21 protein-coding genes are annotated in these 24,753 nt (G+C 72.3%); 4 read left to right on the forward strand and 17 right to left on the reverse strand.

Annotated elements, in window-relative coordinates; all coding sequences use genetic code 11:
- Positions 1-25: 25 nt before the first annotated feature.
- The 9 genes from WMF34_RS42715 to WMF34_RS42755 all read right to left on the reverse strand — a co-directional run bounded on the left by WMF34_RS42715 (position 26) and on the right by WMF34_RS42755 (position 9,999).
- A complete protein-coding gene (locus WMF34_RS42715; RefSeq protein WP_012240938.1) occupies positions 26-1,084 on the reverse strand; it encodes an FHA domain-containing protein in 1,059 nt (352 codons plus the stop codon).
- A 230-nt stretch (positions 1,085-1,314) separates the two neighbouring features.
- On the reverse strand, positions 1,315-1,953 hold the full coding sequence (gene lepB / locus WMF34_RS42720) for a signal peptidase I (RefSeq protein WP_012240939.1): 639 nt from the start codon (positions 1,951-1,953) through the stop codon (positions 1,315-1,317).
- Positions 1,954-2,025: 72 nt separating this feature from the next.
- Positions 2,026-2,907, reverse strand: coding sequence for a trypsin-like serine peptidase (locus tag WMF34_RS42725; RefSeq protein WP_012240940.1), 882 nt, complete (start codon positions 2,905-2,907; stop codon positions 2,026-2,028).
- A 258-nt stretch (positions 2,908-3,165) separates the two neighbouring features.
- Positions 3,166-3,702, reverse strand: a complete 537-nt coding sequence (locus WMF34_RS42730; RefSeq protein ID WP_437991405.1) for a hypothetical protein — start codon at positions 3,700-3,702, stop codon at positions 3,166-3,168.
- 227 nt (positions 3,703-3,929) lie between these two features.
- Entirely contained in the window at positions 3,930-5,093 is a 1,164-nt protein-coding gene (gene proB, locus WMF34_RS42735) for a glutamate 5-kinase (protein WP_437991406.1), read from the reverse strand.
- On the reverse strand, positions 5,086-5,739 hold the full coding sequence (locus WMF34_RS42740; RefSeq protein ID WP_012240943.1) for a hypothetical protein: 654 nt from the start codon (positions 5,737-5,739) through the stop codon (positions 5,086-5,088). Before WMF34_RS42740 ends, proB begins: the two co-directional genes overlap by 8 nt.
- 30 nt (positions 5,740-5,769) lie before the next feature.
- Positions 5,770-6,792 (reverse strand): ABC transporter ATP-binding protein, encoded by a 1,023-nt coding sequence (locus WMF34_RS42745; protein ID WP_437991407.1) that lies wholly within the window; start codon positions 6,790-6,792, stop codon positions 5,770-5,772.
- Positions 6,793-6,796: 4 nt separating this feature from the next.
- Positions 6,797-9,505: a signal peptide peptidase SppA gene (gene sppA, locus WMF34_RS42750; protein WP_437991408.1), complete on the reverse strand. Its 2,709-nt coding sequence runs from the start codon at positions 9,503-9,505 to the stop codon at positions 6,797-6,799.
- Complete coding sequence (locus WMF34_RS42755; RefSeq protein ID WP_012240946.1) at positions 9,502-9,999, reverse strand: DUF2505 domain-containing protein; 498 nt, start codon at positions 9,997-9,999, stop codon at positions 9,502-9,504. The genes sppA and WMF34_RS42755 overlap by 4 nt, the downstream gene beginning before the upstream one ends.
- A gap of 599 nt (positions 10,000-10,598) precedes the next feature.
- Here WMF34_RS42755 and WMF34_RS42760 point away from each other — a divergent pair.
- From WMF34_RS42760 to WMF34_RS42770, 3 genes are all read left to right on the forward strand, one after another.
- Complete coding sequence (locus tag WMF34_RS42760) at positions 10,599-11,645, forward strand: Kelch repeat-containing protein (RefSeq protein WP_437991409.1); 1,047 nt, start codon at positions 10,599-10,601, stop codon at positions 11,643-11,645.
- Positions 11,646-12,792: 1,147 nt separating this feature from the next.
- Complete coding sequence (locus WMF34_RS42765; RefSeq protein WP_437991410.1) at positions 12,793-13,011, forward strand: hypothetical protein; 219 nt, start codon at positions 12,793-12,795, stop codon at positions 13,009-13,011.
- 339 nt (positions 13,012-13,350) lie between these two features.
- On the forward strand, positions 13,351-14,073 hold the full coding sequence (locus WMF34_RS42770; RefSeq protein WP_437991411.1) for an MBL fold metallo-hydrolase: 723 nt from the start codon (positions 13,351-13,353) through the stop codon (positions 14,071-14,073).
- Between the two features lie 233 nt (positions 14,074-14,306).
- On the opposite strand, the gene WMF34_RS42775 is transcribed toward WMF34_RS42770, so the two are convergent.
- Positions 14,307-15,152, reverse strand: a complete 846-nt coding sequence (locus WMF34_RS42775) for an aldo/keto reductase (protein ID WP_231864540.1) — start codon at positions 15,150-15,152, stop codon at positions 14,307-14,309.
- Between the two features lie 528 nt (positions 15,153-15,680).
- Between WMF34_RS42775 and WMF34_RS42780 the strand changes: the two genes are divergently transcribed.
- Positions 15,681-16,727, forward strand: a complete 1,047-nt coding sequence (locus WMF34_RS42780; RefSeq protein ID WP_437991412.1) for a hypothetical protein — start codon at positions 15,681-15,683, stop codon at positions 16,725-16,727.
- Positions 16,728-16,767: 40 nt separating this feature from the next.
- Here the strand turns inward: WMF34_RS42780 and WMF34_RS42785 are convergent, their stop codons facing one another.
- From WMF34_RS42785 to WMF34_RS42815, 7 genes are all read right to left on the reverse strand, one after another.
- Complete coding sequence (locus tag WMF34_RS42785) at positions 16,768-17,244, reverse strand: glutathione peroxidase (RefSeq protein ID WP_437769942.1); 477 nt, start codon at positions 17,242-17,244, stop codon at positions 16,768-16,770.
- A 328-nt stretch (positions 17,245-17,572) separates the two neighbouring features.
- Positions 17,573-18,196: an isochorismate family cysteine hydrolase YcaC gene (ycaC, locus tag WMF34_RS42790; protein ID WP_012240955.1), complete on the reverse strand. Its 624-nt coding sequence runs from the start codon at positions 18,194-18,196 to the stop codon at positions 17,573-17,575.
- A gap of 67 nt (positions 18,197-18,263) precedes the next feature.
- Positions 18,264-19,190, reverse strand: a complete 927-nt coding sequence (locus tag WMF34_RS42795; protein WP_437991413.1) for a pirin family protein — start codon at positions 19,188-19,190, stop codon at positions 18,264-18,266.
- Positions 19,191-19,288: 98 nt separating this feature from the next.
- Positions 19,289-20,209, reverse strand: coding sequence for a LysR family transcriptional regulator (locus WMF34_RS42800; RefSeq protein WP_437991414.1), 921 nt, complete (start codon positions 20,207-20,209; stop codon positions 19,289-19,291).
- Between the two features lie 55 nt (positions 20,210-20,264).
- Positions 20,265-22,664, reverse strand: a complete 2,400-nt coding sequence (locus WMF34_RS42805; RefSeq protein ID WP_437991415.1) for a glycosyltransferase — start codon at positions 22,662-22,664, stop codon at positions 20,265-20,267.
- A gap of 15 nt (positions 22,665-22,679) precedes the next feature.
- The gene (locus tag WMF34_RS42810) at positions 22,680-23,627 is read right to left on the reverse strand and encodes a glycosyltransferase family protein (RefSeq protein ID WP_437991416.1); all 948 of its coding nucleotides are present in this window, start codon (positions 23,625-23,627) and stop codon (positions 22,680-22,682) included.
- Between the two features lie 29 nt (positions 23,628-23,656).
- Positions 23,657-24,640: a hypothetical protein gene (locus WMF34_RS42815; RefSeq protein WP_437991417.1), complete on the reverse strand. Its 984-nt coding sequence runs from the start codon at positions 24,638-24,640 to the stop codon at positions 23,657-23,659.
- Positions 24,641-24,753 lie beyond the last annotated feature (113 nt).

Raw genomic sequence — 24,753 nt, forward strand, 5'->3', positions numbered from 1 at the left:
AGGGCGCCGCGCCCGCGGGCCAGCGTCAGTTCGTGTTGAGCTCGACGCGCAGGAGCTTGCGGCCGATGAAGAGGTAGTCGCCGTGCGCGAGCTCGCGCTCGCTCTTGATGCGCACGTAGGTGCCGTTGCGGCTGTTGAGATCGGTCAGCGTGAACTTGCCGTTGTGCTCCTCGAGGCGGCAGTGCGAGCCCGACATGTACAGGTCGACGGGGAAGTTCAGGTCGCCGCCCTCGCGCCCGATCTGCAGCGAGGTGCCGCGCGCGCAGACGGTCATGCCGACCGCGCCGCCCTGGAGCACCTGCGTCAGGCGGAACGGGCTCGGGTGCTTCGGCGAGGAGTAGAAGTAGGTCCCGTCCGGATCCTGGCCGTCGGAGGCGCGCGGCGTCGGATCGAGCCGGAAGAGCTGCTCGCCCGCGAGGAACGTGTCGCCCGGCGTGATGTCGATCGTGCCGCGCACGCGGATGTACACGCCGTTCAGCGAGCCCTCGTCGCGCACCACCAGCTTGCCGTCGCGGTAGAAGAAGTTCGCGTGCTTCGGCGAGACGAACGGGTCGTCCGGGAAGACGAGCTGCCCGTTGCGGCCGACGATGTGCTGCTCCGCCTTGAGGTGGAACGAGAGGCCGTCCATGCCCTCGCCGCGGATGAGGATCAGCTTCGCCTTCGCCGGGTTCTGCATGTCCCCGAAGAACAGCGTCTGCGCGTTGAGGATCTCGGGCGGGACCGCCGTTCCGCACCTCCCACAGAACTTGTGGCCCGAGGGGACACCGCTCGAGCAGGAACGGCAGACGTAGTTACGGGCTTGCTCCATCAGCTCCTCCTGGGAGAGTTCGGCGAATTCGCTCTTGGACGAGGTGGTCTTGGGGCCCCGGCCCTGACCGCGCGCGCTCGTCGGGTCGAGCCGGGCGCCCGCGCTGCCGGCCGCGGGCGTCGGGGAGCGCCGGGCCGGCGTGGTCGTCGAGCTCGCCCGGCGCGGCGTGAACAGGGCCAAGTCGTTCGCGCACTCAGGGCAACGCGCGGTGCCCATCGGGCTCCACAGGTCGCACTGGCCACAGACGATGCCAATCTCGTGCTGCTCGGTGTGCAAACGTCTCCTCGGTGCATTGGAGGACCGCGGGTCGCGGTGCTCCGACCCGCGCCAGTGGAAGGCCGCCGTGGCGGACCTCCGACCGATGAAGCGAGCCAGGACGGCGAACCCGGGCCGCTGCTCGCGCGGGGGTCCCCGACCCGGGTGGAGAGAGACACGGTTCTAGACGTCGATGCGCGGAGGGGTCAAGCTCGAGGTGACGCTGGCGGGGGCGACACGGCCGGCCCTGCTCAGCGCACGAAGGTGAAGCGGCGCCGGTCGTCGCTCCAGCCGGCGCCGCCCCAGAGCCGGAAGACGATCCGCTGGTTGCACGCGGAGCGCGGCTGCAGCCCGAAGTCGCGCGAGTCGTCGTGGTAGCTCCGGTTGTCGCTCAGCAGGAAGACCGTGTCGGGCCGCACCTCGACGTGGTGCCGGCGCTCGAGCGGGGGCTTGCGCCCCGTCGCCCGGGCGTGGAGGCCGGGGCCCATCATCACCATGTTGCAGGAGAGCTGCACCGGGTTGCCCGTGGCGGGGTCGGTGATGCTCACCTTGGGCTCGGCGCACGCCGTCTCGGCGTCGTAGCGCTGCCCGTTCACGAGGAGGACGGTGTGGTCGACGTCGACCGTATCGCCCGGCAAGCCCGCGATCCGGCCGACGATGTGGCTGCCGGGCGCCTCGGGATCCGGGCACCGCACCAGCTCGCCGAAGCCGGGCGTGCCCCGCGTCAGCACGACGACCACGTCGCCCGGGGCGAGGCTCGGCGCGAGCGCGGCGCCGAGCATCGGGTCGTTCGGCACCTTCCAGACGTCGAGGACGAGCGCGCGGAGCACCACGCCGAGCAACAGCAGGGTTCCGAGGATCCAGAGCAGCCCGTTGAACAGCTTCCGCATGCGGCAGCGCAGCCTAGCGCAGCTCCGGCCGCGGGCGGCGGGCAAGCGAAGCTCGCTGACGCCGCCGCGCCGTCAACGCAGGCACCCCCGGTACGGCGGCAGCTCGCTCGGGCTCGCGCCCGCCGCGATCTCGCGGGCGGCGGAGAAGAGCTCGGGCCACACGTCGAGGCGGCTGAAATACGAGGTCCCGGTCGTGCGCTCGTCGCCGTCCATCACGCTCGACGAGATGACGCCGACGACGTCGCCCCCCCGATCGCTGCGCGCCGGCCCCCCCGAGTCGCCGGGGCAGATCGAGGCGATTGCGACGAAGTGCCCCGGGCTCACGGCGTCGATCGTGCCGCCCAGCCGCGGCGCGAGGTGGATCGGGTCGCGCGAGAGCGCGCAGCGGCCGAAGCCGTAGGGCGTCACCTGCTCCTTCGAGGCCGGCTCGGCCTCGATCCGCGGCGGGAGGGTCGGGATCCCGACGAGGCGCCGCGACAGCACGAGGATGGCGATGTCGCCCTCGCCCGACGTGTACCCGCAGTCCGGCGACACCACCGCGCGGACCTTCACGTCGCCCCACGGCAGGTGGTCGCCCCCGAGCTCGATCGAGATCGCCTCGGCATCCTGATCGCGGCGCAGCGTCCTGCCGTTGTCGTCCCGCGCCGCGACGCAGTGGTGCGCGGTGAGCACCAGGTCCTCGGTGATGAGCGTCCCCGTGCACGTCACGTCGGTGACGATCCGGACGATCGCGTCCTCGTTCGTCGCCAGCTCGAACGGCGGCCGGAGCTCGAACGGGCGCTGCTCCATGCCCGGCTTCGCCGCGGGGATCGGCAGCCCCGCGTTGGTGATCGGCCGCGCACAGCCCGCGGCGACGGTGAGGGCGAGCGCGGCCGCCACGGCGGCGCCGCGTCGGTACAACCCTGTCCATGCGGTCGCCAGGGCGCCCAGCGTGCGAGCTTGCGGCTGTTCCACCTGAGGGAGACCCTCCCAAGCGCAACCGGTTGTTCTCTCGGACAGCGCCCCCGGTACGAACGCGCCGAGCAAAGCCAAAGACTACGACATAAGGCGGTGACCGTCATTCGACAACGACAGGGTTTCCAAGCTTGGATACGGCCTCGACGATCGCGGCTCGCGTCGCGCGTCTCGTCGTCTCGCCGCCTCGTTTGTAGCTGCTCTGTACATTTACGCCTGCGCTCCGCTCGCGCGTGCGTCGATGTTCCCCGCGCCGCGCTAGCGCACCGCGACGAGGCGCACCTCGCTCGCGCTGCGCGCGTAGGCGTCGAGCGCGGCGCGGGCGGCGGCCGCGTCGACCTGCGGATCCTCGACGCCCGCGGCGACGAGCTGCTCGAGGAAGGCGCGCTGGTGCTCGGACTTCGCCGCGAGCCACGCGGGGCAGGCGCCGGCCGCGCAGGCCGCCGACGCCTGCTCGGACGCGGCGAGGGCGTCCCGGACGCGGCCTCGGCGGAGGAGCGCCCGCGCCGAGAGGAGCGCCGCCTCCGGGAGCGCGCGCACCTCGCCGGGCGCCGCGTCGAGGGCCGAGGAGGCGAGCCCCGGCTGATCGCGCTCCAGGTAGGCCGCGGCGAGCGCGGTGACGCTGGCCGGCGTCCTGCCCTCGGCGTAGCGGGCCTCGAGCGCCGCGAGCTCGTCGGCCCCCGCCGCGGCGCGCGACGGCAGCAGCTGCGACGCCCGGACGCTCGGCCCGAGCCCGATCGTCCAGACGACCCCCGCGAGAACCAAGCCGTTCGCGACGAACAACCCGAAGCGCATCACCCGACCTCCAGGAACCGGCAGGGACCCCCGGCCGTCGGCGGCGGCCGGCGGTGACGGGCAGTCGCGCGCGGTGACATGCGGTAAACCCAAGCGACAGCGGGGCGGCGCGAAGGTTCCCGCGAAGCGCGAGCGGCGCGCAATCAGGGGTTGGCCAGGGGTTGGCCAGGGGTTGGCCGGGTGGCTGGCGCGCCTACGTACCCCCCCACCCGGCCGGGGCCGCGGGGCTACTCGCTCGGGAGCACCACCAGGTCGTCGCGGTGGACGACGACGTCGTCATCGCCTGCCTCCTCGCGCTTCTTCCGCGCGGTGCGCGCGGCGTCGCTCGCGGACATCCGCGCGAGCCCGCGCGCGATCTCGGCGCCGTCCGGGTCGACGACGGCCACGGCGTCGCCGGGGAGGAAGGTGCCGCGCACGCCGAGGACGCCGACGGCGAGGATGCTCCGGTTCTTCGAGCCGATCGCCTCGGCGGCGCCCCGGTCGACGAGGATGGCGCCGCGCGGGCGCAGCGTGTACGCGATCCAGTGCTTGCGCGCGCTGAGCCGCTGCGGGACGGCGGCGAAGAGGGTGCCGACGTCCTCGCCCGAGACGATGCGCGTGATGATGCCCGCCTCGCGGGCGGCGCCGATGACAACGTGCGAGCCCGCGAGCGTCGCGCGCCGGGCGGCCTCCACCTTGCTGGCCATGCCGCCGGTGCCGACGCCGGAGGTCGACGCGCCCGCGAGGTGCCGCGCCTCGCGGGCGACGCTGCGCACGAACGGCACCCGGCGCCCGTCGCCGTCGAGCAGGCCCTCGACGTCCGAGAGCAGGATGAGGAGATCGGCCTCGCAGAGCGGGGTCACCATCGCCGCGAGCTGGTCGTTGTCGCCGAACTTGATCTCCTCGACCGCGACGGCGTCGTTCTCGTTGATGATCGGGATGGCGCCCGCCTCGAGCAGCGCGGCCAGGGCGTTCCTCGCGTTGTTGGTGCGCGTGCGGTCCGCGAGGTCGGCGTGCGTGAGCAGCACCTGCGCGACGAGCAGGCCGACCTTGCCGAAGGCCTCCTCGTAGCGCTGCATCAGCACGCTCTGGCCGGCGGCGGCGGCGGCCTGGAGCCAGGCCATGTCCTTCGGGCGCGACTTCAGCCCGAGCTTCGCCACGCCGAGGGCGATGGCGCCGCTCGACACGATGACGAGGCTCCGGCCGGAGCGGCCGCGGAGCGCGGCCACCTCGGCGGCGAGCCGGTCCCAGGCGTCGCCGGAGAGGCTCTTCGAGCCGATCTTGACGATGATGCGGCGGCAGCGCCGGAGCGCGGCGCGCGCGGCCTGCGGATCGAGCTCCGGCGCGGCGTCGGCCGCGGCGCGGCCCGCGGCGCCGCCCTTCGTGGCGGTGCGGTCCTCGGTGTCAGTCATGGGGGATGCCGGCGGCGGCGATCTCGTCGAACGCCGCGTCGAGGCGGCGCTCGATGTACTCCGGGACCGAGGCGCCAGCGAGCAGGAAGGCGTCGATCCAGCGCGTGAACTCGTCGCGCAGGTCCTCGGTGCCGCTCGGCAGGACGGTGAAGCTCGCCTGGAGGGAGGGGGACAGCGCGCGGCGCACGGCGCGATCGACGGCGTCGCGGACCCAGCGCGCCTCCTCGGCGTGGACGCGCACGGCGGTGCTCCGGCGGAAGCGCGTGATGTAGCGGTCGAGGAGGTGGCCGAGGGCGTAGACCTCCAGGCCGCGCGCGGCCGCCGCGAGGGCCAGGGCCGGGTTGAGCCGCCGGAGGACCTCCTTCGTGACGAGCTGCGCGGCCTTGCGGAGCGGGGTCTGCTCCGACCCGGGCTCGATGAGCAGCGCGCGCGCGTCGGTGGTGAGGCTGAGGCCGTGGCGGGCGACCGTGTCCTGCACGATGGCCCCGCGGATGCGCAGCAGCATCCGCGCGGGGAGCACCGGGACCGGGATCCACGAGGCGCCCACCGCGAAGGCGGTGAGCACGGCGAGTCGACCTCCGGGCGGCGGGCCGCCCTGGGTGACCTGAGCGGCGGTCGGCTTGTTCGCGGCGGGTTCGGATGACATCGCGCGCACGGTACTACGGCGGGCGGCAGGTCAGAAGAGGGGGGTGAGCTCGACGATCGCGGCGCGGCAGCGCGTCGCGGCGAGGACGACGTCGCGGGTGGTCGCGCCCTCGGGCAGCGCGGCGGCGAAGCGCACCGGCCCGCCCCGCAGCGCGATCCCCCGGGCGGCGAGCTCCTCGCGGAGGAGCTCCGCGTTGGCGTGGACGGTGACGGCGTAGAGGCGGCTCCCGGCGGCGATCTCCGCGAACGTGCCCGAGAAGGCGAGCTCGCCGCCCGCGAGCACGAGGACGTCGGTGGCGCCGCGGACCAGGGCGCCGCGCGGGCCCTCGACGTCGAGCCGCGCGGCCGTGAGCAGCGCGCGGCGGCCCTCGGTGGCGCCCGCGAGCGCGGCCAGGACGAAGGCGGCCGCGGCGCCGTCGAGGCCGACGAGCGGATCCTCGGCGATCAGCACGGCGGGCGCGGTCACGATCGCCTGGGCGAGGACGAGCGCGCGGCGCTCGGGCAGCGCGAGCGCGCTCAGCGCGCGCTTCCGCGAGGCCGCGAGGCCGACCCGGGCCAGGGCGGGGGCCACCATCTCGGCCGCCGCGCGCGGCGAGGCGCCCGCGAGGCGCGCGCCCCAGCCGACGTAGGCGTCCGCGGTCCACGCGAGCGGCAGCGGCGGATCGAGCGGCGCCGCCCCGCTCGCCGCGCGGTGCGCGGAGCGCGCCACGTCGCGGCCCGCGACCTCGAGGCGCCCGGCGACGACGCGCGCCTCGCCGGGCGCCGCGTCGCCCGCGTCGTCCGCCGCGCCGGCCTGCGCCGGCCTCCGGAGGGCCGAGAACGGGACGCCCGTGATCGCCGCGAAGAGCGCGCCCGCGTCGCCGGCGCAGAGCACGCGATCGCCGCGCGTCGCCGCGGTGAACGCGTCGATGGCGACAACGTCGTCCACCGCGATGCGCGCCGCGCGGGCGTGGAGCAGCGGCGGCGCGGCGGGCGCGGCCTGCTCCGCGGGCTCGGCGGTCCTGGGCGACGCGGGCTCGGCGGTCCTGGGCGACGCGGGCTCGAGCTGCTCCATGGGCTCAGCGTTCCTTCGACGCAGGCGACGCCGGCGGCGCGGATGCTCCGGGCTCGTCCTCGCGGGCCGTCGTCGGGACGCCGAACGAGATCTCCCCGGCGAACTCGCTGCGCGCGAGCGGCCTGTCCGCGCCGAACACGAAGAACGGCGAGAGGGCGCGCGCGGCGTCGAGCATCACGGGCGGGATGGTCGCCCTCGCCAGCTCGCCCTGGGCCTGCGCCGAGAAGCCGACCAGGCCGAGCGCGTAGCCGAGGAGCGACGTGTCCTCCTCGGGGAGCGACTGGATGGGCGCGTCGTCGGGCAGCTGGCCCAGCCGGCGCGCCTCGGCGATCGCCTGCCGGAGCCCGCCGAGGCGATCGATGAGCCGGCGCTCGAGGGCCTGGGCGCCGGTCCACACCTGCCCGCGCCCGAGCGCGTCGACCTCCTCGGCCTTCATGTGCCGGTTCTCGACGATGCGGGCGACGAACCGATCGTAGAACTGCTTCACCTTGACCCCGAGCTGCTCGCGCTCGTCGTCGGTGTACGGCCTGTAGAGCGACTCGGCGTCGGCGCGGGGCGACGAGCGGAACGTCTCGATGCTGACGCCGAGCTTCTGCAGGAGCCCCGTGACGTCGACCTTCCCGTAGAAGACGCCGATGGAGCCGGTGATCGACGAGCGGCTCGCGAAGATCGGGGCGCCGGCGACGGACGCATAATAGCCGCCGCTCGCGGCCGACGAGCCCATCGAGACGACGAGCGGCTTCACGCGCGCCGTGAGGATCGCCTCGCGCAGGATGACGTCCGCCGCGAGCGTCGAGCCGCCGCCGGTCTCGACCCGGAGCACGACGGCGCGGACGCTCTGGTCCTCGCGCGCGCGGCGCAGCGCGCCCGCGACGGTGTACGAGCCGGCGAGCTTGACGCCGACGAACGGGATCGACCGGCTCTCGCCGTCGATCATGTCGCCGTCGAGGTAGACGAGCGCGACCTTGGGCGAGCGGCCCCAGCGCTCGGGCGCCTCGTCGGGCGGGTCGTCGTCGACGACGCGGGAGGCGCGCCCCATGACCTCGTCGACGACGCGGCCGAGCTCGTCGTCGTAGGCGAGCTGGTCGACGAGGCCGCTCTGCCGCGCCTCCTGGGCGAGGAACGGCCCGCGCGCGATCCGCCGCTCGAGCTCCGGGACGGGGATGCGGCGCCCGGCGCTCACCTCGGCGAGGAAGGCGTCGCTCAGCTGATCGAGCAGCGCCTGGTGGTCGTCCTTGCCGACCCGGGTGCTTGTCTCGCGCGCGAACTGCTCGGCGGCGAGCTTGTGCGCGCCGATGCGGACGATGTCGGCCTGCACGCCGAGCTTGTTCAGGAGGCCGCCGAAGTAGAAGTAGCTCGACGACATGCCGGCGAAGCGCAGCCCGCCCGCGGGGTTCATGGCGATGGCGTCGGCGCTCGAGCACACGTGGAGCGAGCGCCCGCCGGCGTCCTCGAGGTGGCAGAGGACCTTCTTGCCGTGGCTCCTCAGGTTGCGGATCGCGTCGGAGACCTCCTCGGCGTGGGCGAGCGAGCTGGCGGGCTCCGCGCGGAGCACGAGCGCGACGCCGGAGACCTCCGGGTCCTCGGCGAGACGCCAGAGCTGCTGGAGGAGCCGCGTGTGCCTGCGCACGCCCGGGGTCGAGTCGAGGCGCACGCGGACGACGCGGGCGGGCAGCCGGACGCCCGGCTCGGAGAAGCTGCGGAGCGCGACGCCTGTGTAGAAGCCGGTGCCGCTCTTCGTGATGGCGTTGCCGAAGACGCCGCCGGCGGAGACCTGCAGCTCGTCGACGTTGACGTCGAGGCCGGCCATGGCGGCGATCTTCGGGCCGCCGTCGGCCGTGAGGTCGCGCAGCGCCACGTCGCCCCGGAGCGTGCCCACGTAGGGCACGCGCAGGCCGAGGGTCGCCCGGGGCGTCCAGGTGCCGCTCCCGTCGGGGTCGCTGTTCTCGACGTAGGAGGTCTCGAGCCCGATCTCGAGCGCGCGCCTGCCGCCCGCGGGCCGCACGGCGACGCCGAAGTCGTAGCTGCGCTCGATGGCCTCGCGGAGGCGGTTCTCGGGGCGGTTCCAGTCGCGCGCGACGGCCGAGAGCGAGAGCCAGGTGAAGGGCCGGAGCGTCACGCCGCTCGTCAGCGAGAAGTACCCGTCGAGCGCCGGCGCGTCGGAGCTGCCCCAGCCGAGCGTCGTGCCGAAGGCGAAGGTGGGGCCGGTGTCGAGGGCGAGCCCCCAGCGGATCCAGCGCGACGGGCTGTCGAACGGCGCCGGCGCGGCGTCGGGCGGGTCGAGGAAGTCGAACCGCAGGCCGGTCGACACGTACCAGAGCGGCACGCCGAGCGCGATCGAGTGGCCGCGGGCGGGCAGCGGCGAGGCGGAGCCCGTGTGGACCCAGGTCCACCGGAGCTCGGTGCCCGGGAGGAAGGAGAGGTTCGCGGGGTTCACCGCGATGGCCGAGGTGTCGTCGCTGCTGGCGACGGGCTTGCCAGGATCGGGGAGCGGCTGCGAGGGGCCGTCGGCCGGCGCGGCGCGCGCGGCGGTCGGGCCGGCGAGCGCGCAGAGGCCCGCGCACAGGCCGAGCAGCGCGGCGGCGACGCTGGCGGGGCGAGCAGCGCTGGCCGGGCGAGCGGCGCTGGCGGGGTGCGTGATGCTGGCGAGCCGCCCCAGCCGGGCGGGGCGCGGGGAGCGGGCGGGGCTTTGGGGGCGGGGTAGGTGGTTCATGCGCGGATGAGCTCCCTGAGCGTATCTGCTTCCGCGTCGTACGTCCGCTGGACCTCGGCGAGGGCGAGGCGCTCGACGAGCGGGCCGAGCAGGTGCAGCCGGATCTGGATATCGCCGTCGACGCGGCGGCGGGTGCGGCCCTGCGGCAGGCGCTCGAGCCGGTACGTCCCCGCCGAGCGGAAGTAGCTGCGCCATTGCTCCTTCGGGCTGACCTGCCACGTGGAGGCGTGGTCCGAGAGCCGGTACGTCGAGCGCTCCTCCCAGGACATGGCGTCCTTCGCCACGGGGTAGCTCCGGAAGATCGGCAGCGGCGCGCTCGCCTGAAAGCGCAGGACGCGGAGCAGCTCGCCGTCGCGCAGCGCGTGCTCGACGGTCACGACGCTCTCGAGCGAGGCGACCCGCGTGGCGAGCCGAGGCCCGAGGTCCGGCGAGAGCACGGCGAGCTCCACGGCGTCGAGGGGCGCATCGAGCTCGTGGGAGATGGTGAAGTGCACGTGGCCCTTCTATCACGCGGCGAAGGCCGGTCGCGGGCAGGTCGGAACGGCGCGGATAAGGGCACAACGGTGTGGGGCGCCCGGCGCGATGGCGGCTGCGAGCCGCCTGGCGAGAGGATCGGGCGCGGGAGCGATCGGGACGGGCGCGGGAGCGATCGGGACGGGCGCGGGGGCGATCGGGACGGGCGCGGGAGCGATCGGGACGGGCGCGGGGGCGATCGGGACGGGCGCGGGAGCGATCGGGACGGGCGCGGGGGCGATCGGGACGGGGCGCGGGAGCGATCGGGGATGGGTGCGGAGGCGCCTCAGATCGGCGCTGTTTGCTCCGGGGCGGTTTCCACCTTCCGGCAATAGGTGGCCGTGAATTCCACATACCTTGCGTCGGCAACCAGGCGCACCTTGGCGCCAGGACTCGACCTCAGCGCCATCGTGACCGACACCGACCTGCGGGCCGGCCTCACGCACTGCATGCAGCGGCCGAGCGCGCGTGGGGCCGCGCCGCGATCGAGCGCGTGACCGGCGCGCGCGTGGAGCGTGCCGTGACGTCGAGCCCGTGCCCGGCGTAAATGCCGGCCGAGCGGGCGCATCGAAGCGGCCGTATGCGTCGCTTCGATGACCTCACGCCCGCCGTGCGACCGTCTCCTTCTCCCACCGGCGGCCCGTCACCTGGCGGTGCGCGGCGCCCGCCCCGCTCCCGCGAGCCCGAGGCGCGCGCGCTGCGGCGGCCCTGCGCCGCGCCGGCTCGCCGCCGCGGCGCGGGGCCCTCGACCGCGCTCCGGCTCTGCCTCATGGCGTTCACCGCCGTGTTTTCCGCCGGTTGCGCGAGCGGCATGCAGGACGACCTCGACCCCGCCGCCGAGGCCGAGCTGCGCGCCCTCTTCCCGGAGCAGGCCGGGCCGGTGCTCGCCGCCGAGGCCGTGCTCGTGGACCCGCTGTGGGTGGCGACCGGGAGGATGACCACGCCGCGCGCCGAGCACACCGCGACCTTGCTGGACGACGGCAGGGTCCTCATCGCGGGGGGGTTCCTGGGCTTGGACGAGGGGATGATTTGCGATCCGAAGTACTCGACGATGCCGCTCGGCAGCGCGGAGATCTACGATCCCGCGACGGGCGCGTTCCTGGCGGCCGCGCCGATGGCTGCTGTGCGCGGCGCTCACACCGCGACACGCCTCGCGGACGGGAGGGTGCTTGTCATCGGCGGAGAGGCCGGGGGCCCGGGCGTCGAGATCTACGCTCCCGCGCTCGATGCATGGCTTCCGGCCTCGTCGCCGTCGATGTCGAGGGCGAGCCACACGGCCACGCTGCTCGACGACGGGCGGGTCCTCCTCGCCGGCGGAAGGGCCGGGTCCGCGGCGACGGAGAGCACCGAGATCTACGACCCGGCGACCGACACGTGGGCCCCAGGACCTCCCATGCTGGGTGTCCGCGCCGGTCACCAGGCCACCCGGCTGCTCGATGGACGCGTGCTCGTCACGGGCGGCACGTTCGGGCCGGCCGCGGGCGCCGTCGAGATCTTCGACCCGGTGACGGCGACCTGGTCGGCTGCGGCGCCGCTCGACGGCATTCGCTGGCTGACGGCGACGCTGCTCCTCGGCGCGCGCCGCAGGCGGGCCCGCCGCGCGCCGCCCCCTTGCGACGCCGCATAGGAGCTCTCCACAGGGGCTTGCTCCCCTCCTCCTGGGCTCAACGCTCGGGCCTTTGCCGGCGCCACAACGGTCCTGCGAGCCCAGGAACGCCGCTACAACCGCTGCGAACGATGCTCTTCCACGCCCCCGACCTCCGCGCATGGACGAGCGTGACGGTCCCGTCACGACAACCCTGGTGGCTCTCGAGGGACCCTTGCCAGAGCTTCTCCAGGCTCGACATCAGCTCGTCGACCTCTTCTTTCGGCAGAACACGTCGCGCTTTGCCCATGCTCCGAACGGAGACGATTCCCTCGCGCACCTCGACGACGGCCTCTCGGGGGATGCCCATCCTCCACCCATACTCGATGATCCGATAGCGATCCGTGCTATCGCCTGGATCCACACACCACCGCGGCCATCGCCCATCGGTGCAGCTCGCCGCCGTCGCCGGCGGAAGGGGCAACACCACCTCGGCGGTCTCCATCCGGGGAGCGTCGGGGCATTGCTGCATGATCGGCATTGCAAGGCGCGTCCCCGGGGCGATCTCCCGCATGCTCCGACAGGAATCGTCCGCGCAGGGCCACTCGCGGATCTCCGGCTCGATCCCCCGCAGGGTCATCGGCGCGCGCGGCTCGGCGAGCGAAAACGCCATCGCTCCACGATACAGAAACGCGCCGGTATCACGCCGCTCCAAGATCACGCGCACGATCGACTCTCCCCCGGAGCATTCCGAGACGTCGAGCGGGATGCGCGTCCCGTCCGGTTCGATCAGGACGGCGCGACGAAGCTGGTCACAAACGGCGGCCTCGTGCTCCTGAGCCGTGCAGTACGGATAGCCCGGTGGCTCCGGCTCTGGTGGCGACGCGGCGGCGCACGCTGTCAGAATCGAGGACGCGACGACAGATAGAGCGGCGCGCGTGAAGAATGCGAACGTCATCATCGGCTTCGACCCACGGCAGCGCGCCGGATGGGTCCCCGGGGTCGAGGCCATCCACGATCCGCCCGCCGGCTCCCTCCAAATCTGCCTGGACTCCCTCCCTCGCCCGCTCGCGGAGCGGCCCGATGAGCAGCGATCCGCCGCGGAGCGGGGGGGGCATCCCTCGCAGCAACGCATGATACGCTCCACACCGAGCTTCACGCCATCTCATACGATCCGAGCACAGGGCTCTTGCACCTCGGCGGGAGGACGCGGGGAACGGACGGAGGAACGGCGCGGACCTGGCTGCTCTCCGTCGACACCGAGGGAGAGCTGCGCTGGGAGTTCGAAGGTGATGTCGGCACGCCGGGCCGGTTCAATGCGGTCATGTCGCTCCCCGGCGGTGGGTTCATGGCGGCCGGATTCCACGATTTCGTCTATGCGGTGGTCCGCCCGAAGGCGTGTCCATGAGCGGCGGCCGGGTCGACACGCCGACAAACTGTTGAGAGAGCGCATCACATGCGGAGCGTCCAACGTCCATTGGACGCACGGCGATCTCACCCACCTTCGATGCCTGATCGAGGCTGGAGAGCTCGCCGCGGTGATCCGCGGAAGTGGATCTATCGAGCCCCCTTCCGGGCCCCGGGCCGGTGCAAGATTTCCTTCGGGCGGTGTGTGCAGCCAGCCGGTCGAATCTTCCGTGACTCTCGCTGTACTGCGTCTGGTTGCCTGTGCTTGCAGCCGGCTCGCAACGGCGCGATCGGTGGCAGGTGCGGAACGGCGCCTAGCGCGGCGTGAGAGGAGGAGCAGATGGCGGATTCGTCGACGGAGGCTCGGGTCACCGAGGTAGCTGATGGCATTTACCAGCTCCACACCCCGGTGGGAACTGGCAAGGCTGGGTTCTCGTTCAACCAGTACCTCCTGGTCGACGACGCGCCACTGCTCTTCCACACCGGCTCGCGCCGCCTCTTCCCGTCGGTGCGCGCGGCGATAGCGCGGGTGATGCCGGTCGAGCGGCTGCGCTACGTGGCGTTCTCCCACTGCGAGTCCGACGAGTGCGGCGCCATGAACGAGCTGCTCGATGCCGCCCCCCAGGCGGTGCCGGTGTGCGGGCGGATCGCCGCGATGGTCGACGCGGACATGTTCGACCGCGCGCCACGGGCGCTCGAGGAGGGCGAGGTCCTCGAGCTGGGCGAGCGCCGGGTGCGCTGGCTCGACGCGCCCCACCTGCCGCACGGCTGGGAGTGCGGCTACCTGTTCGAAGAGTCCACCGCCACGCTGCTCTGCGGCGATCTCTTCACGCAGCCCGGCGCCGACCACCCCGCGCTCACGCGCGACGACATCCTCGCGCCGAGCGAGGCCATGCGCCGGTCGATGGATTACTATGCGCACGGCCGCGATGCACCCCAGCTCCTCGAGAAGCTCGCGGCCGCGTCCCCTCGCATGGTCGCCTGCATGCATGGCCGGGCGTACGAGGGGGACGGGGCCGCGCTGCTGCGCGAGCTCGCGCGCGCGCTCGCTCGCACGGCGTGAGCGGCGTTCGCGGGCGCGCGCCGATGCTCGCTGCGCCCTCGGCAGATCGTCCGGCCAGGTGCCGGGCCGCAAGCCGCGAGGCGCGCCGTCCGGGTGAATCTGCAGAGCGCGGCCGCGATGGTCGCCGAGTTGCCTGACGGCGTCGGCGTCGCGATCTCTGCCATCGGCACCACGCTGAAGAACGCCGGCTCCCATGCGGCCTTCCGCTGAGTTCCTTTCGCTGACCGTGTGGATCAGGGGACGTCCGTCGGGTCCCAGCTCACGCGGAAGCCGGCATCGAGCCCGTCGAGCGTGCGCATCGTGTCGGCGTCGAGCGCGAAGTCGAAGATCGCGCCGTTCTCGGCGATACGCGCGGGCGTGACCGACTTCGGCAGGACGATCAAGCCGTGCTGCACGGCCCAGCGCAGCATCACTTGCGCTGGTGTGCGCCCGGCCTTTGCCGCCGCGGAGACGATGACTTTGTGCCGGAGCTTCACGCCCTGCGTGAGCGGGCTGTACGCCTGCACGAGGATCCGGTGCTTTGCGCAGAACGCGCGCAGCTCGGCCTGCCCGAGGAACGGGCTGAGCTCGACCTGGTTGATCGCCGGCACCACCGCGCTCTCGTCGAGGAGCTCCTCGAGGTGCCGCACGGTGTAGTTGCTGACGCCGATCGATTTCGCGAGGCCTTGCTTCTGCGCGTCGACGAGCGCGCGCCAGGTGTCGCTGCGCTTGCCGGTGACGGGAAAGTGGATCAACACGAGATCGTAAGCGTCGAACGCGGCTTCCTTCAGCGAGCGCTCGAGCGAGCGCAGCGTCGTGTCGCGCCCCTGGTTGAAATTCGCGATCTTCGTCGTGACGAACACCGCGTCGCGACCGAGGCCGCTCTTGCGCAGGGCGCTGCCGACGTCCGCCTCGTTGCCATAGAACTGAGCGGTGTCGACGTGGCGATAGCCGAGGCGCAACGCTTCGAGGACGGCGCCCTCGGTCTCCGCGCCGGGCGCCGATTGATACACCCCGAGCCCGAGCTGCGGAATGTAGTGACCGTCGATCATCTGCAGGCGTGGTGATTCGATCATGCGCGGGCCCCCGGTGTCGTTCATCGCTCGGCTCGGCCGAGCGCAAAGCGTGTGCTGACGAAGTCGACAAGCTAGTCAGGGTGAAGGTCGACGGCAAGAGCAAGAAAACTCCGCGGCGACTGTGCAGAGCGCGCGCCAGCTAGCCGATATCGCTGAAGAGAGCGAGCGCTTCGTGCAGAACAGGCAAATTCCCGTGCGCGTCCGCGGGGGGGAGCAGACGGTGACGGGCGAATGATGCGAGTGCAGCGAGACCTTATAAAATAAACCCCGGCAGATCGATTGAGCGATCCGATGCCGGCGGCGCAGGGCGCAGGCTGCATGGCAGAGAACGTGGGTTGATCCCCTCCACGTGACGACGCGACGAGGATGACGAGCGAAGGTCCAATTCGTGGGTATCCAGGGACTCACGCGGCGCCTGGCTGCAAATCCCGGTCTCCTCGTCTCGACAGCCCAACGTGGCAGTGCTACTCATCCCACGTGTCCGGCGCTGAGGGGGAGGACATGTCATTACATCATGGCCTGTCGCCGATGCACGCAGGAAAGGATCGCCTTATGCGCACCAATCGAATCCGAGGTCTGCGGGCAGCTCAGCTTGCGTTCGCGTCCGCGTCTGCGGGAGCAGCGTTCTGCTTCGCGGCGTGCTCGGCCGACACGGGCCCCACGGCCGAAGACATGGGCGAGCAGGACCAGAATCTTGCAGCCTGTTCGTATGCGGTCACGACGAACGCGTACGAAGGAGCCCCGGAGTACTGGGGGACGATCAAGATCAAGAACACGGGCGCGAGCGCGCTGAAGAAGCCGACTGTCGCCTTCGACGTGCCGGGCGGTGTCACGTGCGATCATCACGAGCCGGGCTGGACCCACACACAAGCCGGCTCCCGATGCACCTATTCGAGGACATCAAACGTGTCCATCGCCCGCAATGCATCATTCACACTCAACTTTTCCACCGACTCGGTGTCCTCGTTCACTCCGTCCCGCATCGAGCTCCGCGACACCAGCTGCTCCAGCGGCGGCAGCACGACGGGCGGCGCCAGCACCACGGGCACGGGCGGCGGCAGCACGACGGGCGGCGCCAGCACGACAGGCACGGGCGGCGCCAGCACGACGGGCGGTGGCAGCACCACGGGCACGGGCGGCGGCAGCACCACGGGCACGGGCGGCGGCAGCACGACGGGCGGCGGCGGTAGTGGCGGCGGCTCGGGCGTGGTGTGGCAGACGGCCAGCCTGACGGAGTTCGAGTCTTACCCCGACCCCGGCAGCGAGGAGTGCATCGAGTACAACGGGTGCACGTGGGCCGGTCAGTTCGCGGCCCTCGACGGAAAGCAGCCGGAGAGCTGGGTCAGAGAGAACAACATCGCCGCGGTGCACTCGAAGGATTTCGAGAGGTACAAGCTCAAGACCCTGCGCCTTCGAAAGAATGGCAAGGAGATCGACGTCAAGGTGTACGACATGTGCTCCGACGCCGATTGCAGCGGGTGCTGCACGCGGAACGCGCAGCCGTCGGGGTACCTGATCGATATCGAGAAGTACACCGCTCAGCGGTTCGGGGTCTCGGCGTCTGGGCAGGTCGAGTGGAGGTGCCTCGACTGCAATTGATGGCCGTCTTGCCTGGTCGGCGGCTCGGGCGCCGCCTTGCTCACCCGCCGAGCGCCCTGTCGATCGCCTGCGTGAGCTTCGGGTCGTCCGGCGCCACGGACGACTCGAACCGCGCGATCACCGACCCGTCCTTGCCGATCAGGAACTTGGTGAAGTTCCACTTCACCTCACCGGCAGGCGCGGCTTGCGTGAGGAACGCGTAGAGGGGGTGCTTGCCGCCCCCCTTGACCGGGATCTTCGAGAACATGGGAAAGCTGACGCCGAACTTCGTGGAGCAGAAGGCGGCGATCTCGGCATCGGTCCCCGGCTCCTGCGCGCCGAAATCGTTCGACGGGAAGCCGAGGACGGCGAAGCCGCGATCCTTCAGCCGATCATGGAGCTCCTCGAGACCCGCGTACTGCGGCGTATACCCGCATTCCGATGCGGTGTTCACCACGAGCAGCACCTTGCCTCGGTAATCACCGAGGGAGCGGTCCTGTCCGTCGATGGTCTTCATGGTGAAGTCGTAGAGCGACATGGCCTTTCCTTCCTGAGCAGCGCCGGGCGTGGGCTCCGGCGCGGTGCGCTCGACATCCCTCCCACAACCCGACACACAGGCGAGGGCGAGCGAGCTGATCAGGGCGAGTCCACACCGGAGCACGCGCGGCGAGCGTTTCATGGCGCATGGATAGACGCGCGTCCGACCCGCGTCGAGCAGGAACGCGCTCCGCGTCGAGGCGACGCCGCAGAATGCTGCTGGAGAACGTCGGCTTGGGCGCGGCACGCGGCGGTCGGGCTCGGTGACCTGGCTTGCTGGAAGGAGGCCATCGCGACGGCAGCAGGGTGGACGGGCAGGGCGCTCGCCGTCACTTCTTCGTCAGCGCGTTGTAGCTGGTGATGAGGTTGCGGTAGTCGGGGATGTGGTTCGAGAACAGCGTCGCCAGTCCCTCGATGTCGTTGCGCCAGTCGCGGTGCAGCTCGCAGGCGACGCCGAACCACGTCATGAGCTGCGCACCGGCTTGCGACATGCGATCCCAGGCGGAGTGCCGGGTGATCTCGTTGAAGGTCCCGGACGCGTCCGTGACGACGAAGACCTGAAAACCCTCCTCGATCGCCGACAGCGCGGGGAAGGCCACGCAGACTTCGGTCACGACGCCCGCGATGAGGAGCTGCTGCTTGCCCGTGGCCTTGACGGCGTTGACGAAGTCCTCGTTGTCCCACGCGTTGATGTTGCCGGGGCGCGCGATGTACGGCGCGTCCGGGAACTGCTCCTTCAGCTCCGGCATGAGCGGGCCGTTGGGGCCGGACTCGAAGCTGGTCGTGAGGATCGTCGGCAGCTTGAAGTACTTCGCGAGATCGGAGAGCGCGAGCACGTTGTTCTTGAACGTGTCCGGCTGGATGTCGCGCACGAGCGACAAAAGTCCCGCCTGATGATCGACCAGCAACACGGCGGCGTTGTTCTTGTCGAGTCGAACGTACGGCTTGGTCATGGGCTGTCTCCTCTTCTGTCGTCGTGGGTGATGCGTCTGTATGGCGGCGCCCGAGCGTGGAGGTCGCTCAATCGTCCAGGTGGCCGAACTTGCCGCTCGCGAAGTCGGCGAACGCCTGCTGGATCTCCTGCGCGCTGTTCATGACGAACGGGCCGTACTGGACGATGGGTTCGTCGATCGGCTCGCCGCTCAGGACGAGCAGGTGGGCCTCCGATCCGGCCTCGATGAGCGAGCGCTCGCCGGCGTTCTCGAACACCGCGAGGTCGTGCGCCGCAGCGTGCGTTCCGTTGATCGCAATGTCGCCTTTCATGACGAGCAGACCCAGGTTATGGCGCGCCGGGAAGGTGAAATCGACCTTGCCTCGCGCGTTCAGGCGGACGTCGAAGACATCGATCTTCGTGAAGGTCTGCGCGGGTCCCTTCACGCCCTGGTATTCGCCTGCGACGACCCGGACGGAGCCAGAATTCTCGGGGAGCGTCACGATGCCCATCCGATCGCTCGTGATGCTTTGATACCGAGGCGGCGACATCTTGTGCGCCTTCGGCAGATTCACCCAGAGCTGCGCCATCTGGAACGGGCCGCCGCGGCGCGCATAGCTCTCCTCGTGAACCTCCTTGTGAAGGATCCCGGACGCCGCCGTCATCCATTGGACGTCGCCCGGACCGATCACGCCGCCTCCGCCCGCGCTGTCGTGGTGCGCGACGCTCCCTTGCCAGGCGAGCGTGACCGTCTCGAAGCCTCGGTGGGGATGCACGCCGACGCCCCGCGGCCTCGCCGTCGGCGAGTACTCGTACGTGGGGTGATAATCCAGCAGCAGGAACGGGTTCAGCTTTCGCGCTGCCTCCGGAATGGCCGAAAAGAACCCCGCGACCCGGAAGCCGTCGCCCACCCAGTGGAGGCCAGGGGCCCGGTAGATCCCCTCGATCTTTCGGAGCTCGGACTGTGCTGCTCGGGTGGCGCCCGTTCGCGTCTGCATCGTGGTCGTGGTGGTCATGGCTGCGTTCTCCTGACACGAGGAGGAATAGGCATGCCGAGCCCCTAGAACAATGCGCAATAGATGGAAGAACTGTTCCGAATTATGGAACAATCTTGTCACATGCTGGCGACCACGCTCGGCGTCGTGGACAACACGAGGCGCTGGCGGAGCAGGTCGAGCAACGCTACCACCTTCGGCGAGAGGTGCCGTGTGCTCGGATAAAGCGCGAACACGGGCACCTCGGGCGCCGACCAGGACGCGAGCACCGGCATGAGCCGTCCCGCGGCGAGGTCTTCCGCGCACAGGTACTCCGGCAAGAGGGCGACGCCGAAACCCGCGCGAGCGACCGAGCGGAGCATCTCGTAGTCGTTGACGACGAGCCGCGGGTGAACCGTGATCTCGGCGATCTTGGGCCCCGACCTGAGCTCCCAGGAGCTTCCCTCCGGCGCGAACACGATGCACGGGTGGTCCGCGAGCTCGGCAATGTCGTTCGGCTCGCCGAGCGCCCTCTTGACCTCGGGCGCAGCGACCAGACGGCGCCGCACGGCCCCGAGACGCCGGGCGACGAGGCTCGTGTCCGGCGTGGCGCCGGCCCGGAGCGCGAGGTCGAAGCGCTCCTCGACGACGTCGACCCTGCGATCGGTGCAGACCAGGTCGACCTGGACATCGGGGAAAAGACGCAGGTATTCGGCGACGATCGGTCCGAGAACGGAGAAGGCGAGCGGGGCCGTCACCCGCAAGAGCCCCCGGGGCGTCGACTGGAGCTGCGAGACCGCGAGCTCTGCCTCCTCGAGCGCGGCGACGATGCGGACGCAGTGCTCGTAGTAGACGCGACCGACGTCCGTGAGGCTCAAGGTCCGCGTGGTCCGCTGGAGCAGCCGCGCGCCGACGCGCGACTCGAGATCGGAGATCTTCCGGCTCACGGTCGACTTCGGCATCCCGACGGCGGTCGCCGCCGCCGTGAAGCTGCCTCCCTGAACGACCCTCGTGAAGAGGACGATCTCGTCGAGAGCGACGTTGGGCAGGCGAGGGTCCATGGATGGGACAATTAACGCAAATCGCGCGAATTGTGCCAAGACAGGGCCAGGAGGCTCACACGCCGACGCGCTCGAGGTGCACGCGCACCTCGGCGGCCGCAAGCGCCGCATCGCCGCCCGCCGTCCCTGCGCCGCGCTCCACCGAGCCGCCCACGATCTCCGCGATGAGGAGCGGCCCCGTCGCCTTCACGATGCGGCGGGCCTGGTCCAGCACGCGCGCCCTCTCTTCCTCCGTCGCGCCGGCGAGGACGCCGCTGAGGAGGACCCCGCAGGCGCGGTTCGCCGGCAGCGCGGCGAGCCCGGCGACGGTCGTCGCGCGGGCCGCGAGGCCGCACACCTGCGCCACGTCGCGCGCGAGCAGCTCGGCCGCCTCGCCGACCACGACGACGCCGCCGTACAGGCCGCGCAAGGCGGGGGCGGCGACCGCCCTCACGCCGCGCACGAGCCGCGCGCGCGCCTCGATGGCGTCGGGCGAGCAGTCCGGCAGGCGCTCCGCCGCCGGCGCGTCCGGGGCAGCCGCCATGACGGCCGGCGGCAGCGCCGCCCGGATCGCGGCGAGCCGCGCCCGCCACCACCGCGCGCCATGCCCGATCTCCCGGGCGCGGCGCTCGCGCTCTTCCCGCCCTCGATGGACGTGGACCTGAAACGCCTCCGTGGCGGCCTTCTGCGGCTGGCGCAGGGCGCGAACGCTCGTGAGCAGGCGCATCTCGATGAGGTCCGCGCGCCGCACGCCCTCCAGCAGATCGACGAAGGCTCCCTTCTCGGCGCCACCGCCGATGAACCACTCGTCGAAGCCGCCGAGCGCATCGACGAGGCCTCGCCAGACGATCGGCAGCCCGTCGCGCACGTCGGAGAGCGGCTCGGAGACGGGGGCGCCGGGGCGGAGCCGATCGCCGTGGGCGCCGGGCACACCGCCGTCGAGCGGCGCGGCCGAGAGGAGCGGGGCGAGCCCCTCGACGGCGCCCGAGGCCGCCCACGCGGCCGAGCGCTCGATCCACGCGGCCGGCGGCAAGGCGACGCGGGCGAGCGCCGGCGTGAGCACGGCCGGCACGCCGCGCGCGAGCGCCGCGTCGTGCTCCGAGAGCGCGTGCTCGACCGCCTCGGGCGGGAGCAGGACATCGGCGTCCAGGAACCAGATCAACGGCGCCCGGGCGGCGCGGAAGCCCGCGTTCCTGGCAAAGCTGCAGTGCGGGAACTGCCCGCGCGGGCGCGGGCTGTCGACGATCTCGATCCGGAAGGGGTGAGCGCCCGGCTCCGCCGCGGCGCGGATCGCGCCGCCCGGATCGCCGCCGTCGCACACGACCACGACCTCGAAGGACGACGGGGCGGCGGTCTGCGCGCGCAGCGCGAGCACGGCGCGCCGCAGGAGGGGCGCGGTCGAGGGGTGGCACGGGATCACGAGGGAGATGCGCGGCGGAGCGGCGCCCGTCGCGCGAGCCTCCGCAGCCGAGCCGGGCGCGCCGGCCGCGTCGCGCCCGGCGCCGCCTCCGGCGGTCGCATCACCCGCGGACGCGCCGCTGCCGCCCGCGCCCGCCGCGGAGCCGCCCCGCAGCGCCGGCCGCTCGCCGAGCACCTCCCACAAGCTGGCGAGGCACCGCTCGCGCTCGGTCAGGTACGCGTCCCGCGCCGCCTCCTGGATGCGCCGGAGATCCGCCTCCGTGAACGCCATGCAGCGCTCGACCGCGTCGCGCACGTCCTCGGGAGCCACGGCGTGCGTGCGCACAAGGCCCTGCGCGCCGTGCGGCGCGGCCGGCATGCGCAGCGCGCAGCCGTCGATCTCGCTCATCGCCTCGGTGTCGGGCACGAGGACCGCGGCGCCGACCGACAGGCCCTCATGGAGCGCGTGGCCCCAGCCCTCGTAACGAGACGGACAGAGGTGGAACCGAGACGCGTTCTGATAAAAGCGAAGCCGCCGCTCGTCGACGCGCCCCGCGAACTCGACGTTCCGCGGCCTGAGCGGCCAGCCGAGCGAGGACACGACCGTCAGGGGATACGGGATTCGGTGGCGCTCCCAGGCCAGAAGCACGGAGTCCGTGCCCTTCGCGTCGGAGCCGCCAGGGACGTGCAGGAAGCGCCGCGCCCGGGGCACGGCCGGGTCCCAGCGGTCCTCCGAGAAGAAGCCGAGGTGGCGGGCCCGCGGCGTGAGCGGGGCGAAGTGCGACAGCGCGTCCCGGGTCTTGCACAGGACGAGCTCGAAATCGTCGAGCGCGGGCCGGGCCTCCGGCCGCCACCACTCGGCGTTCGGGATCAGCCAGCGGCGCGGCGCGCCCTCGGCGAGGCGCGGCTCGTAGACCTCGAGGAAGATGACGAGATCGGCGCCCCCAACGCGTTCGGAACGCTGGAAGTGAACGCCCGTGACCCGGTGCCCCCAGCTCTCCAGGAGGCTGCCGAGGAGGCGGTAGTCGCGCTCGAGCCCTTTGCCGTTGTCGATGTTGGTGACGATGTGGATCTGCATCGGAGGCATCCGGGGTCACACCCAGCCCCTCAGCCCCGCGTGGTGCTCGCCGAGGATGCCGAGCATCTGGCGCATGCGGTGCACATACGTGAAGCTCGCCTTGACGCGCGCGTGCCCGGCCCGCCGGATCGCCTCGCGCTCGTCGTCGTGCTTCACATAATAATCGATGAGGCGCCGCAAGGCCGCGAAGTCGCCGAACGGATAGAAGACCACGTGCTCGCGATCGCGGAACTCCTCCTCCAGGCCGAAGATGTAAGGGTGGATCATGAAGCCCCCCCGGCCGAGCGTCTCGTAGATGCGATCGGACCAGTAATGCGGGTGATCGAAGCCGACACACAGGCTGTCGCCCACGACGATCTTCGAGGAGGCGTACAGGCGGTTGAGGGCGTCGCCGCGCACGCAGCTCTCCGGTGAGCCGTGCTTCACGAAGCGGCGGCCGTACGTCTGCGACAGGAAATCCACGAGGCGCCTCCGGTAAGGCCACTCCGGATGATAATCGTACGAGCCCACGAAGCAGACGTCGGCCGCGACGCCGGGGTCGACCTCCGCGAGATAACACTCGGCGCCGTACACGCCGGGCTTGAGGTAATGGTGGCGCACGCCCTGCGCCCGGAAGAACGCCTCGCTCCCGCCGTCGGGCGTGAACACGTGCTGCGTGCGCCAGAACGGGTCGAGCCGGAGATCGCGGCCGCGCGACAGGCCGGCGTACAGGTCGAGGTGGTACGAGGCCGTCGGGATGGGCAGCTGCGTGATCCAGCGCAGCGCGTCGCCGCGCAGGCCCCAGGTGCGGGTGTAGAGCAGCAGATCGACGTCGCGCGCCATGCCGTCGAGCTCGCCCAGGGTGAACGCGTTCTCCTGGGCCTGGACGACCTCGACGCCGAGCGCTCGCAGGCTCTCGCCGACGTGGTTCTCGGTCGAGAACGACGGGCCGAAATTGCCGATGTACAGGACGCGACGGCGCATGGGGGAGGGGGCCACGACGGCGGCGCCCGTCAGGGACGCGGGTCCAGCGGCCACGTGGCCACGAGCGCGCGCGCGTCGGGCGTGCGCGCCTTCGAGAGCACCGCGAGCGTCACGGTGCGATCCGTGACCAGCACGCACGGCGCCGAGAACGTCGCTGGATCGGCGCCGCCAGCGTCCACGGGGAGCACGCGGAACGCGGCGCCCGGGGCCGGCCGGTGCGCGACGAGCAGGTGGGCGGCGGAGGTCGCGACGATCACGAGCCCGCCGCCCGCGCGGTCGGCGTCGAGCTCGAAGACGCGGCGGTCGCCGAACGGCGCGTCCTCGGCGCCGGCAGGGCCGTACGCCGCATCGCGGGCCGAGACGCGCACGGTGCCGGGCAGCGCGCCGCCGCGCGAGGCGCCGGGGGCGACGCGCTTGCACACCGCGGTGGGGCCCGGCGACCCGGCGAGGACCACGACATCGATGCACTCGCCGATCGGGTGGTCCACCGGGGCGCCGCCGGCCGCCGCGGCCTCCAGCACGACCGCCGTCGCGTTGTCGACGACGGCGGACACGGCGCCCGGCGCGCCGGGGGAGGGCGCGGGGAGCGAGCCGGCGCCCGCGCCGCGCACGAACCGAGGCCCGCTGAAGCTCGCGAACGGCCGGTGCGCCGTGAGCGAGGTGCGGACACCGGAGGCGCCGTCGAGCCGGACCAGCGCGTTCACCGCGCCGCCCGCGACCTCCACCACGAACGACAGCGCGCCGCCGTCCGCCGCGCCGTCCGCCGCCGAAGCGTCCCAGCGGGGCAGCGCGGGCAAGAGCTGCGGGATCGTGGCGACGGCGCCCGACGGACCGCGGCCCGCGAGCGGCAAGGCCCAGACGTCGGTGCGGTGCGGCGGGGCCGCGCTGTGCGTCGACGACGCGAGCAGCACGGGCGCCCCGTCGAGCGCGACGAGGCGCAGGGTGTCCGCGAGCGGGGCGTCGGGCAGCGCGGCGGGAGAGAGCGCGAGAGGCGGAGGGGGCGTTTCGTTCATGGGCGCAGATCCGGGGGCGGGACGGCACGCGGCGGCGGCGAGACAGGCGAGGAGCGCAGGCGCGGGAGGCCCGCGCCGCGGCCTCCTGGGGATGCTGGTCGAGCGGGGCGAGG

Source organism: Sorangium sp. So ce145 (assembly GCF_051525985.1).
GTDB lineage: Bacteria > Myxococcota_A > Polyangia > Polyangiales > Polyangiaceae > Sorangium > Sorangium cellulosum_B.